Genomic DNA, 12,873 nt, shown 5'->3' with positions numbered 1-12,873 from the left:
TAAGGTAATTCGATAAAGGGGGAGTACCCTTATGTCGCGCACCACTGCTCCACTCTCTGATTCGGCTTGCCGCTCAGCCAAGCCCACCGACCGCGCCTACAAGCTTTTCGACGGCGACGGCCTCTACCTTCTAGTCCAACCCAATGGCCGCAAAGGCTGGCGTCTCAGGTATGTCAAACCTGATGGACGCGAAGGACTGACCTCGTTCGGCAGCTATCCCGTGGTCGGCCTCGCCGATGCGCGCAATAAGCGCCTGGAGGTCAAGCGGATGCTGGCGAAAGGCATCGACCCCATAGAGACCAAACACCAAACCAAGACGCAGGCCGCAATCAAAGGCCGAACCTTTGAAAGCGCCGCACTGGACTGGCACAAAGCGATGTCTGCCAAATGGGCTCCGGGCCATGCCAAGACCGTCCTGAGCCGTCTCAAATCCCATGTCTTCCCGCTGATCGGCGCTCGCTCTATTGTCGATCTGGACACCCATGACCTGATGCAACCTCTGGAAGCGATCCAGAAACGCGGCACGATTGACGTCGCTTTAAGGGTACAAAACTACCTGCAAAGCATCATGCGCGAGGCGAAACGTGCTCGACAGATCGCGGCAAACCCTGCCTCCGACCTTGAAGGTTTGATCAAAGCTCCGAGGGTGATTCACCGCCCTGCTTTATCCTTATCGCGTCTGCCTGAATTGCAGGAGCGTATAGACACCTACAGAGGCCGCGCACTTACCCGGCTGACGGTCATGCTCTCGCTGCATGTGTTCGTCCGCTCCAGCGAACTGCGCTTCGCCCGCTGGAGCGAGTTCGACCTCAAGCGCGGCACCTGGGAGATACCGGACACTCGAACCGCGTTGGACGGAGTACCTTTTTCAACAAGGGGTACGAAGATGGCCGGGGACATCCACCTTGTACCCTTATCGCCGCAAGCCGTGGCCCTGCTTGAACAGATCCACGCCCTCACCGGCGAATTCGACCTAGTGTTTGCAGGCGATGCCAAGCCTTGGAAACCCATGTCTGAAAACACGGTGAACAGCGCACTCAGGAAGATGGGGTACGACACCAAAGCCGAAATATGCGGGCATGGGTTTCGGTCGATGGCCTGTAGCGCGCTGATTGAGTCAGGGCTGTGGTCGGAAACAGCCATTGAAAGGCAGATGAGCCACAAGGAGAGGAATAACGTCCGAGCGGCCTATATCCACAAGGCTGAGTTCATCGAAGAGAGGAGGCTGATCATGAATTGGTGGAGCCGATATCTTGAGGTCAATCGGCAGGAGCATGTCACCCCGCACGAATTTGCGAACCAGACCGGCGCAAATGTCACTCGGCTAAGGACAAAACGTGGCGCAACAGACTAAGCGCTCGGCCTCCGGGCCACAGCTGCGCACAAGGAAAATGGGCTTGTATTGATTACCGCTTGCATGCACGTTGAATAGCAAGGCCATTGACGACTGGCTGCATTCGCCCCTAGCCGGTCGAAGTGAAGCCAAAGTACGCATCCCCACAGCATAGGCAGAATCGTGCACGTCGTCCGGCCTTTCACTTGGGTAGAATTGCTTATTGGTCGGCTTTCAAAATTACTGCTGCTACCGCTGCGGCGAAGGCATCAGGGCCACATGCCCCTAGAATGTGAAGTGGTATTCCGAGTTCATCGCACACTAACTGCGCCTGAGCGCGCTCCGCGGCTAAGAACTTGATAGTGTGGTCAATATCCAATTCCCGGCTATCTCGTTCTCGTATGCGAGTCGCAATTGTATTAGCGTCCGCCTCCAGCAGCAAAACTCCATCGAGGCGAAGAGCCTTAAAAACGTCCGCAGCCAAAGGTGAAAATTCACCCTGAGCATCCAGCAACACAAAATGCCCGTCCAGCAGTAACCGAGTGCCAGCCTCATTGTGGCGAGTGACAGCATTCGCCAGTGCTATCTGATTGGCGTCCACATCACCGACCCGTTTATCCGTCCCCCAGTCAGGTAACGCGCGCTCCTCCTTGATCAGCTTACTGGCTGAGGTTTGCGTTAGACCTAAGGCCTTAGGAAGTTGAGAGGCTAGGAAAGTCTTACCAACACCGTGTACACCTGCGACGAATATGTTCATACAGATCCCTCCGATGGAAACATGGCGCGCATTACGCGTGGGAAATCGTTAGGCCCCAGATAGAGAAAGGACTGAGGTGGTGTGAAGTTCGCGAAAAGATCCTTCGGATCGACCTGAACTTCGGCGATCTTTATGCGCTGGATCATCACACCGAACGCAGTCTTCTTTCCTTTGACATAAGCCTTGAGTTCGTCATAGGTCACGCCGCCCCCGTTGGCATCTGCCAAGGTCCACAGACTCTCAAAGTCGCATTCCTCAATTCGATCGATAAAGGCTACTCCTACCAGCCTCTGCTTTGGTGATGACGAGTACAACACCATGACGCCAATATCGTTGGACGGCCAGCTTCGACGTAACTCAACGCGCTTGGTCCCTGCAAGGATCAGGTCGGCGTATTTTGGCTTTATCGAAAGTAGGACAGCCCTACCGCTCGGTTGCTCGAATGATTCGGGAAAAAGACTCATCAGATATTTTCGTGATCGATTGAATGGGGCCCCTGACGATCCGCGAGCGCTTAAGGTCCGCATACTCTAGGGGGGGCTCGAAGTGACATATCAGACGAAATAGCATCACCTTGGTCTCAGTCCTGGCCATTTCCTCTATTTGTTCATCAGAGTACACGGTTCTACGGCTCACAATCTGTGCGATATCGTCAGCCGCTTCCGACCACTCGTATCGCTCAACAACACCCAGTGTCGTCAGCGCACGCATGTCGCGACTGCGATAGAACATTACGACATCGCCTGGACGCGGCTGTTTGCTGGGGGTGTGACAAAGGTATGCGAGTTTGATCGCATTGCTGACATGCCTTTGCGGATGGTTATCAGGCAATGCATGCCCTGGACGCTGATAGTCCGGGAACAAAATGTCATGGTACTGAGGCTGAATTGGCACTATAAATTTATGGACATCATCACCGCCCATGTAATGCGGATAATAGCGCTGGACGTACTGGAACGGGTCCATCTGCAGCGGAGGCGGGGCGACAGGATGCGCTTTTACGTAAACTGCGTCCCCTTGGTAAAGCCCCTCGTAGCGAAAACCGAAGTCTTCAATCAATGTGATCAGTTGTGACTGCTGAACGTTGTTAGCGTGCAGAAAAATCGACTCACATTGGTGGTTTGTCGCGTACTTGAAGGCAGCCCGGAGAAACAACTCTCCGAGTTTCCTTCCACGAACGGTTTCGCCGACCTTGAACGTGCAAAGCTTCAATGCCCTGCCGACAAGCACCTCACCATCGTCCGTTACAGCCTGGTCGGCCTGAACAGCGTAAATACAGATAGCCGCTATAGCCTGATGAGCGTCTTCGCGATAGACCCAAGCACGACGCCCTTCCATGGCCTTCCGACGAAACCAATCGTTAAAACCATCGTAGCCCGCACGGATACTGTCGAAGAATGGCCCAGCCAGTTGGTGGGTCAACGTATGGATTTCAACGTCTTCAATGTGGGGGAGTCGCACCTCACAAGGCTCATGGAGCCGGCGCAGCCAGTCGTCCGCAGTCTGGATGAAGTACACGCGGCTACTCAGTCCGCGTGCCCGCGCCTTACGGTGCAACCCCTGGTCCTCGGTCACCAAAACGTGCGCTGCATCATTCTCTAACGCGTAGAGAATTTCATTGTCACAAGCGTCGTTTACCGAAGTTTCAGGCGAGTTCCATGGACAAGCCGGCCCAGCCTGCAGTTGAGTGTACTGACCGAGCCTGGCCAAGGTGCGCTCGCGCCGAGCCTCATCAGTGTCACGCCTGATGTCCGCGGCTGACGCAGGGTGGTAAAGCAGTTGGTAGCCGTGCGCACTGCACAACCTAACGAAGTTTGTAAGACTGGGCTGCAGTACCACCATGGAGTCCTGAAGCGGGATCAGGATGTTGGTGTCTAACAAGAAACGAAGACGCAATGCCAAGGATGCCTCCAGGTGGCGCAGTCTAATGCACGACATTAGCTGTCGAACACGAGGTTACGCCCGTTGACTACTCTCGCCACTCAACCCAAGACATTGCTGATGGACTGATGTTATTTAGCCACGGAGTCTAGGCAGACAGCCGGTAAACCGCAACGCACATCGCTGCCGAGCCCTAAATAGAGAAAATAAAAGCAGTCGGTCAGATGGGGCGGGATAACGCGGCGTTCGAAATCTAGATGATCCGCTTGTCCACGCGGGTCCATCCAAACAGGGCTGCACAGCCGCCCTGCTTGGATGGACCTCACTTAAAAAATCTAAAGCCCACACAACTGTCTGTGGAAAACCACTGATTTCCACCGGTAGATAATTTCATCCACAGCCGCAGAACTCCCGAAAATTGGAGTCTTGACCCGAATTATCCACAGGCGTAGAAAAGATCGGGCAAAGCGCTGTCGTCGACAGCAACCCAGGTAGCCAGAACCTTTAAGGCTACGCCACACGGTGGTGGTTCCCCCAAAGTGCGATTAGCGTCCGGCGGCTCGCACGGTCACAGCGATGTGATGGATGCCTACTTTTACCAGTGTGCCCACTGCGGCAACTCATCCCCTTGCATAGCTGCCCTGCAGCAACCTATCCGCTTGGCCATTTCACTGCGCCAACCTGCGCCCGTCTCTTTCTTCCGGAAAGAGACGGGCACTCCTACCGCTGCTGCAGCCCAACTCGTACAAGGCTTTGCGGCATTCCCCCTCGTGACAATCGGCGTGACAAACACCGAAGTCACCAGCAACAGCGATGTAGATGATGGTGCCGCAGCCCAAGGAATGGACTGCACCTGACTGACAGTCAGGCATGCCCCGGTCATCGCATCACTGCCTTCACCCGACTCAGGATCTCGCGGCGCTGGTCTCGTCAGCCAGTGCAACCTCCACCCGCCCACTTCTTCGGAAGTGCTCAGGAGGCCAGATCATGAGGTGCCCAAGCTCTCGGTCGTAAAGAGCCGCCAGTCCCGCGTTAGTGGACAACCCTCACAGGTCGCAGGGGCCTTGATCCCTGATAACACTCAACATTCGTGGCGGGATGACGTGGGGGAGGGTTTTAAAAGTTTTTGCTTCGAGAGGAGTTTGATCATGGCCTTGGTCGGTAGACGGGATGGGCGAAATTTTGGGTATGGTCGGCAGTTGAGTTATGCCGGGGTGCAGGCATTGAAAGATTTGTTTGGCGACGGGCATTACGGCACGGTGAAGGCACACAGTGATCGTTGGCAGGTATTCGTGCGTTGGTGTCGGTCAGAGGGTGGGCCGAGGTTCAATGATGCGCGGCAGATAAATCGGCAGACGTTGATGGATTACGCCAAGCACCTTCGGTACCTGGTCGAACAGGGTGAACTCGCCGTTGCGACCGCGCAAAACCGGTTGTCCAGTGTCAACCGAACCATGGCGGCGCTTCGCGGTGATCAGTATGTGAAAGTACCGAGCCCGAGCAAGACATTGGAAATGCAGCGCGCCACCATCCGCACGACAGCTCCACAAGGCCAGGATCGCGAACACGTGATGCACATCGTCGAGGCGCTCAGCGAACAGCATCCTCGTGCCGCGGCCATCGCTCAGTTGGCGCGAGCCACCGGCATGCGCCTGCGCGAGGCCATTTTGGCCGACTTACCGCGTTTAAAACGTGAGGCCGAACACTACGGCAGGATCAATATTCAAGACGGTACCAAAGGCGGCCGCTCAGGTGCGTCGGCATCTCGCTGGATTACAGTAAACGAGAGTATCTGCAGCGCATTGGCATTCGCCCATGAAGTCTCACCTAAAGGCAGCCGAAACCTGCTTGCACCGAACGAAAGCTACCTAGATTTCCAACAGCGAATCGTGCGCCCCGCACGGGACATCCTCCATACGCTTAACCTTAAAGGTTTTCACGAATTGCGGGTGGCCTATGCATGCGAACGCTTTGAGCAAATCACCCGTCATCCCGCCCCCATCAACGGAGGCAATTGCTACCAACTCGATCATCACCTCGATCAGAAGGCTCGAGCACAAATCAGCTATGAACTGGGGCACGGTCGTATCGACGTGGTATCGGCTTACATTGGTGGTCGAGCATGAGCACGGCATTCGATATGGAGCTGTTCCTGTCAGGCGTCCTGACTGGGTCGCCTGTCACACGCGAACGCCACCTACGTCAAGCAAAGGCTATGCAGGAAGCGATTTCTAAACGTTGGCACCGAGATAATCCATGGACCTGGCAGCGCAAGCATCTCGAGTGGTTCCTAAATCAATACGTGAGTGAGCTCAGTGAATCGACACTTTATTACTACTCGTTAACAGCAAGACTTATTCTACGACGCCTAGGTATTCCAACTAATGCAATCTTAGAATTTATGCAAAACAAAACCAAAATACGGAAAAAATCACACAAGAAGCCTGAGTAACCATGCACAGCAAGATGAATTCACCCCTTCCTTAAATTGCGAAGGGGCAAAACCTTCAAGATCAAAGCAGCGCATCACAATGCATGCGCCCAAATAATACAATCACAAGTTATAAATTGTATAACTCGTGGACACTTATATCGTGCGGACCGGCAACTCTACCAAAAGACTCAAACGATATAAATTTCGAACCATACTTCGCAGTAGGAATTTTTTTCTTAAGTAACTCATGAAAGTTCTCATCATGCGTTGAGAGAATTATCTGCTTGTTGAAGCTAAGCGCGATACTCCTGAGCAAGTCAATAGTTGCAAGTATATTTATAGAGTCCAAAGACTGAATCGGGTCATCTATCAGTATACAATCTACAGGAACACCATCATGACTTTTTGCATGGAGCGCCCGCGCGAGAAAAACGCTCAGACTTAGGATGTTAAGCTGCGCAGAGCTAAAGTACAAATTCGGGGATACCTTGCTATCGCTTTCGTCCGTGATAAAAATATCTAACCTAGGCTTCTCACTTTCAAAATCACAAGCAAATGAAACTTTCTTAAACTCAGGATGAGGGTCAATCTTTGAATATATTACATTGATCAGTTCTGTATAAAAAAACTGATCCACTTTTAACTTCAGAGCCATAGCAACAGAGTCGTGTTCTGATTTTAGCGACTTCCCTAACTTACGATGCCGTTCAATGTCTACGCTCAAAGCAGCTAAAGTCTCCTTGTGCTGCATCAGTTCGATTAGCGGAGCCGCACTATTAATCTGTGCACTCAAAAGGCCAAACTCCGACTTTTTCCAGTCCAGCCCTTGAATCGAAATAGCTAGATCTGAAATCTTATGCTCTAGAACATCAGGCAAGCGATCTATTCCACCCAACTCCGAAATATCAACCCCAAACAAGTCACTAATAGCGAGTTCAAAAGGCATGCATAGCTCATTAATCCCATCAATTCGAGCTATTAGATCCTTCTCTTGAACTTCAAGAATTGAAATATCGGCCACAACCTCTTTCTCAAAAACGGCCATAGTTGCTTCTAGAGCCGCGACACGTTCAGTTATGCTAACAAGCTCTCCATTCAAACGTTGCAAATTTTCAGAGGCAAAACCGAATTGCCCCCCATCAGCAAGGGAGTTTTCAGCAATGTAAGCTCTTACTTTTTTGTACCCCGCATCTCCCGCGAGCTCACTAATTGCGAAATTAGCCGTGTATATCGATTTCGATTTGTTCTCGATGTCTGCGGCAATTTTACCGAGTTCAATTCGATTAGAAAGCAAAGCATCTGATTCGGATCTCTCTTGTGCTTTAATATCCGCGATGAGTTTTTCGACATGCGCTAAAAAACTGATCCTATCGAGATTCAATAGATAGTCTTTTATTTCTTTTAATCTAGATTCCAACTGACTCAACTCTAGAGACAAAACTTCAATCTCTCGAGTGGCAGATCGGACCTCAGTGTCCTTAACAACAATCTCACCAACGACTTTAGCTAATTGATCACTCTTAGCTTTTGCAACAGATGACACTACGCTCTCTACTGCCAGCTCTAGAGCCGCCAATGTGGAATTTTTCGAATCTACTTCTTGTAGTAACTCGCTGTAAAGTCTTTCAAGACCAGAATTCTTGCTTATTTTTTCGCTAAGATCCGAGAACGAGGGAAAACTACTTTCGCAAACTGGGCAATGTTTACTGTGAGTTGATTCCACAATCTGCTTCGCTAAGGATAAAACTTCTTGTACCTTATCATTCTCCGATTGAATTAAATCTCGACGTATCACCAATGCATTTAAAGCGATTTCTTCTGCTTCAACTGACTCAACAAGCTGAGACAGATTTTTTAAGACACCATCGTCAAGAACAATGTTAACAATGCTTGGGCTACTGTAACAGTTACGGTCAACCGTTACAGCCTCAAGTAACCGTTGCTTCTCCTTCAATTGCTGAAGGTTAAGGGTAGAACGTTGCAGGAGCTCTCTCTTTTCTAGAAGAAGCTCGCTTTTCTCACGCTGCGTAATAACACCAATATCAAGCTCATCAAAAAACTGAGAAGACTTTTCTATCCAGTCCGCATATGAATTTAAGTTACCTTTAAATGAGACTAATTTTTTTTCTTGTAAATCAATCCGTTCTTGAACATTGTTTTTTTCAACATTCTTCAATATATTTTCAGCTTGCGCCTTTTCTACTATGGATAAGTTATCATGCCACTGACCAACGAGAATGTCGTAATTGGATTTTAAATCTAAAATATCAGAATGCCACTTTGACTTTACGCCTAACTCGAAAGAAATATTTTTGCTTGCATCTAGTTCCGACTGCGTTGACGTCTTAAATAAAGCACGCTTCTTCTCCACTTCCAAACGAATCATTTTATCCGAGCTTTCACACCTCAACTTTGTGTGAGTTACATAGGAATCTAGTTTAGAAACACAAAGAAGTGCACTTTGGCGCTGCTCGGTTAATTTTGTTATCGCCTCTGCTATATCGTAGTTTCTTTGATTGATATTTAGGTTAACTCTAGCCCATATAGTTTTATCAAAGCCAGAATCAAAAAACTGTATCTCCTCGCCATCTAAATTTAAGCGTTCGACAATTTCATTTAATGCCAAAAATATACTTTCATCAACTAGACCTACAAGACCACCACCTAGTGTTTCCTTCCTCTCCTCAAGTTCAGTACAACGATTGGTATTTTCCTTCATCAACGTAACCAAACTTACTCTGTATCGCTCATCCTCACTACCATAGCTATCCATAAACTTTGCGTATCTATCGTCAGGCCTCTGCTCTTTTAAAAAGTTATCAATAGCATCTTGCGCCAAACAAACATCCGAAAAAAACTTCCCTTTAGGATCGGTATTATTTTTATCAAAAAGGTAGTCTCGACTCCCAGTTTTTGCTACTGGAACATCCCTCGTATAAACTAAAAATTCAGGATGCGTAGTATTTACAGATACTCTCGCCGGATCAGTCGCAGGGATTATTCGGTTCCGAAGAATTAACTGTTTTTTACCAGGCGTATTAGAGTTAACTGAAAGTGTATTATTTTCACTTTTTAGATATCTAGCGATATTGTTTGTTATAGCCCATTCTACTGCATCATAGAACGAGCTTTTCCCAAATCCATTAGGAGCATAAATAGATACAAAGTTCGCCGGCCTGCCATCTTTTAGTTTAAAATCAAAAAAACCATCCGGCTGACCTTTGAATGCTCTAAAGCCTTCAATAAGGACACTTTTAAACTTCATATTTATCTACCTCGGAGAGCAGTTCTTCTACAATCTCTTTCCTGCGACTAATTGACTGGGACTTATTGTCTGGTTTGATGGCGCCTAATTTCTCTATGCGCTGCCTTAACAATGAAAAGCTTTCGTCGCCCTTAGGGCTCTCCGCTCTATCGCTTAAAACCAAATCAGCACCAAGAATCAAATCATTCAGCCTACTTTCAGGCTGATGTAAAAATAACTCTTGAGAAAGATTATGAAGTATAATTTTCCTCATACCAAACTTATCATTTTCAACCCTGTACTTTGCGTCTTTATCAATTAACCCTGAGCAAACGAAAACGGCATATATGTTCCACGCTGCGAACTCATCAAGATTAATTTGGTAATGCCCTAGAACAAGACTTGCCACATCCAAATAATTCTTTTCCAAATGGGATTGGGTATGGCAAAAAATCACAAAACAGCTTATCGGGCTGCACCCAGCCGTAGTATAAAGAATGAAGTCTAGCTCCTCAAATTCGTTACTCAAGAAGCTTAAGTCCTGGCTGCTATGACAAAAATTTTCCATATATCTCGGCCAACCTTGAGATTATAATATCAGTATCTAAACTTCCAAATTCAGACAGTTCAGTTTCATTTTGAATGATGCAATCCGCATGTAACAAATCCAAATGATACAAATTAAATGCCTCTGCGGGATTTCCGATCCCTTGGTCGATTTTAAAGACCGTATTAGGCGCTTTAGAGACATCAAGCACCACTCGCTTCAACTGCTCCGTCGTTGGTGATTTTACCGGCTGACGATTGCTACTAATAACTATACAGCCTCCCCTTGCCAAGCCACTTAGATCTGACTTATATATATCATGCAGACTTCTCAACCAATCTTGGTGAGAAGGCGTAAAAAGAAAACGGCGTTTGTTACGCAGCACGCCGAGATAATTATCATCTACGGAACAGCTTGGATCTAAAATTTGAGAAACTATCAGAAGTTCGATCCAAGACGACCAAAGCTTTAAATCTGACAAATGCTCCACTGGTGTTCCATCGACCAATAACTTTTCGCCAAATAGCTTTTGGATTACTACAGGTGACGATATTTTACTCATTATGCGATCAACGCCTAATTGGCGAAGGAATCCACGTAAAAAGACCATATCTTCAGGAAATGTGCACCCCTCAAGAGGGAAGCAGTCACTAATCACTCTGGAAAAACACAATAAATGAGATGGTAATACAGGTAAAAGAGGAACAGAATTATAGGTGTTACTAGCAACAATCTCTAAGAAAATAGTCGCAGGAATGCAATCTAACCATCCATGAGCCTCTACTTCCGGCTTCCCCTCCATTTGATATTCGATTCCAACCAAGAATATTTCTTCTCGGCTACAATCAAATAGTCCTCCCCCAGAAACTCCGATAATTTCATTTTGCTGTGAGAAGCTTAAAGTACTCACCGTGAAATAATCTTCTTTCACAAGCTGAGCCGAAGCAAAATATACCCTCGCCTCTATAGAGTTGCCTTCACGCCTAGTCCCAGGATAGCCGTACAAAACAAGCTTCTGCTCATGCGCAGGCAATCCTATTCCCGTATAAATAATTGGGATTTCTGTATAATCTACCACTAGTACAGCTGCATCTTTTACAGAGCTGCAAAGAATTTCCTTTACGGCTATTAACCTACCAAGCTTATCCCGAACTTCTACGTCTTTTGCATTTACAACGGAACTTGATAAATCATCAGGATTGGTTAATACATTATGCTTAGCCGTGAATACATAGCTATATTGTTCCGTAAGTGGCTGCACTAAAACACCACTACCATTTGAGACCACTACGCTAATAGTTTCTATTTTTTTGAGCTGTGCAGGATTCACAAAATAAAATCCTTTTCTATAAACTTTACTGATCGCCCCTCAGGTATACCGTCTTTAAATACTTTCCCTATAGTTGCTTGGTAATTAAAAAATACAGTAGCATTTGGGTGGCGGTTAAATACTCTAGCAATTGTCACTTTATCAGGTAGTCCATGACGCGAGCTGTCCGTTGATACCACAAAATTATCGCATTCTATGAGCTGTAAGAGTTCATCGCTGGTATTCCCCTTGCTGCCGTGGTGCGATAATTTACACAGTTCAAGATTTATTTTTTTTTCAGGGCTATATCCGAGACTGGTGAGCGCTTTACAAACTACGCTTGGAAAAGAGTCACCTAAAAGCATTATTTTTTTATCGCCAACCTCGAGTATAAACGCAATGGAACTTCCATTATGTGGTTTATTATCTTCGGCAAACTTATCTACAGCTATCAATTCTTCCAGTGATTTACCATGATCATTTTCCCTCGATGCCGTAATCGAGCTGGGTTTCTCCTTCTGCCATTTTTTCAGTAGCTGTTTAAGCTCAGCCACTCCTGGAGACAATATTGTCAACTTTATACCGAAAAAATCTTCTTCATGCCCCGAAATCAACAAGCCTTCGTCCCACACTCCACTATTTTTTATATAGTTCTCGAAGCTAACACCTTGAGTGACGCCTGTTAAATTTGAAGTTAATACATTGAAAGATACATCCAGATTTTCTGTGACGCCCAATTTGAATCCATTTGCTATAGAGCGACCAGAGTTGAACCAAACCTTTCTAACTATATCCTTTAATCCACATTGATCTTCGTATGCCGCCAATAACCCACCAATGTGATCATCATCAATATGAGTCAAAACCAGAAGATCTACATACTCTCCGCGCCCCCTGAGCCGATCAATTTCGATTTTCAACTCGCCTTTTTTCAACAAGGGGCCAACTTTCTGACTGTAAGTACTGCGCGGCCCGCCATCAACCAGTATGTTAATAATTCTATTGTCGGCATGACTTGTAATCAAAATAGAGTCGCCATGCTGCGCTTTTAAAACTTTAATGTCGGTATGATTCCACACATACATTTTAAATACTCACCATGTTCTATTTCTTCCCTTTTTCATGCCGTAGTATGTTTACTATCAAACATACCACGTTTAACAATGACGCCAAAATGCCATTACCGCACTGATAGCATACAATTTTCTAAGAAGGAAGTCCCCATGACTCTTTAAGCTGCACAAAGTGATTAATTCAATACCTTAGCTCAAAGAAAATACTTGCAAGGTCTTCATTACATAAAATTTAATGGAAAATCGCCAATCCCAACCAGCGGATCCGTTCGCCAACCTCGCACAACCAACCAGA

The 12,873-nt window shown here is 47.3% G+C and carries 10 protein-coding genes; 3 read left to right on the top strand and 7 right to left on the bottom strand.

The features are described 5' to 3' along the window. The first annotated feature begins 31 nt into the window (after positions 1-31). On the top strand, positions 32-1,354 hold the full coding sequence (locus tag J2X66_RS17270; protein ID WP_310266465.1) for an integrase arm-type DNA-binding domain-containing protein: 1,323 nt from the start codon (positions 32-34) through the stop codon (positions 1,352-1,354). Positions 1,355-1,553: 199 nt separating this feature from the next. On the opposite strand, the gene J2X66_RS17265 is transcribed toward J2X66_RS17270, so the two are convergent. The 3 genes from J2X66_RS17265 to J2X66_RS17255 are packed head-to-tail and all read right to left on the bottom strand — an operon-like array spanning position 1,554 to position 3,992. Then, positions 1,554-2,090 (bottom strand): ATP-binding protein, encoded by a 537-nt coding sequence (locus J2X66_RS17265; RefSeq protein WP_052251615.1) that lies wholly within the window; start codon positions 2,088-2,090, stop codon positions 1,554-1,556. Beyond that, positions 2,087-2,554 (bottom strand): ASCH domain-containing protein, encoded by a 468-nt coding sequence (locus J2X66_RS17260; RefSeq protein WP_046034616.1) that lies wholly within the window; start codon positions 2,552-2,554, stop codon positions 2,087-2,089. Before J2X66_RS17260 ends, J2X66_RS17265 begins: the two co-directional genes overlap by 4 nt. Further along, a complete protein-coding gene (locus tag J2X66_RS17255) occupies positions 2,514-3,992 on the bottom strand; it encodes a GNAT family N-acetyltransferase (RefSeq protein ID WP_310266461.1) in 1,479 nt (492 codons plus the stop codon). The genes J2X66_RS17260 and J2X66_RS17255 overlap by 41 nt, the downstream gene beginning before the upstream one ends. Positions 3,993-5,119: 1,127 nt before the next feature. On the opposite strand from J2X66_RS17255, the gene J2X66_RS17250 reads away from it, so the two are divergent. Then, entirely contained in the window at positions 5,120-6,097 is a 978-nt protein-coding gene (locus tag J2X66_RS17250; RefSeq protein WP_310266458.1) for an integrase domain-containing protein, read from the top strand. Beyond that, positions 6,094-6,423 carry a hypothetical protein gene (locus J2X66_RS17245; RefSeq protein ID WP_310266456.1) on the top strand — a complete coding sequence of 110 codons (330 nt, stop codon included), beginning with the start codon at positions 6,094-6,096 and terminating at the stop codon, positions 6,421-6,423. The genes J2X66_RS17250 and J2X66_RS17245 overlap by 4 nt, the downstream gene beginning before the upstream one ends. 109 nt (positions 6,424-6,532) lie before the next feature. Here J2X66_RS17245 and J2X66_RS17240 read toward each other — a convergent pair whose 3' ends face one another. From J2X66_RS17240 to J2X66_RS17225, 4 genes are read right to left on the bottom strand one after another with little or no spacing between them, the layout of a single operon-like run. Then, positions 6,533-9,670, bottom strand: coding sequence for an AAA family ATPase (locus tag J2X66_RS17240; RefSeq protein WP_310266453.1), 3,138 nt, complete (start codon positions 9,668-9,670; stop codon positions 6,533-6,535). Further along, positions 9,660-10,178: an ABC-three component system middle component 1 gene (locus tag J2X66_RS17235; protein WP_310266450.1), complete on the bottom strand. Its 519-nt coding sequence runs from the start codon at positions 10,176-10,178 to the stop codon at positions 9,660-9,662. The genes J2X66_RS17240 and J2X66_RS17235 overlap by 11 nt, the downstream gene beginning before the upstream one ends. Before the next feature lie 19 nt (positions 10,179-10,197). Then, entirely contained in the window at positions 10,198-11,526 is a 1,329-nt protein-coding gene (locus J2X66_RS17230) for an ABC-three component system protein (protein WP_310266448.1), read from the bottom strand. Continuing rightward, positions 11,523-12,590 (bottom strand): MBL fold metallo-hydrolase, encoded by a 1,068-nt coding sequence (locus tag J2X66_RS17225; RefSeq protein WP_310266445.1) that lies wholly within the window; start codon positions 12,588-12,590, stop codon positions 11,523-11,525. The genes J2X66_RS17230 and J2X66_RS17225 overlap by 4 nt, the downstream gene beginning before the upstream one ends. Positions 12,591-12,873 lie beyond the last annotated feature (283 nt).

It is taken from the genome of Pseudomonas sp. 3296 (assembly GCF_031456615.1).
In the GTDB taxonomy this organism is placed as follows: Bacteria; Pseudomonadota; Gammaproteobacteria; order Pseudomonadales; family Pseudomonadaceae; genus Aquipseudomonas; species Aquipseudomonas mucoides.
The sequence above is the reverse complement of the archived record's forward strand: the minus strand, read 5'-3'. Positions and strand labels throughout refer to the sequence as shown.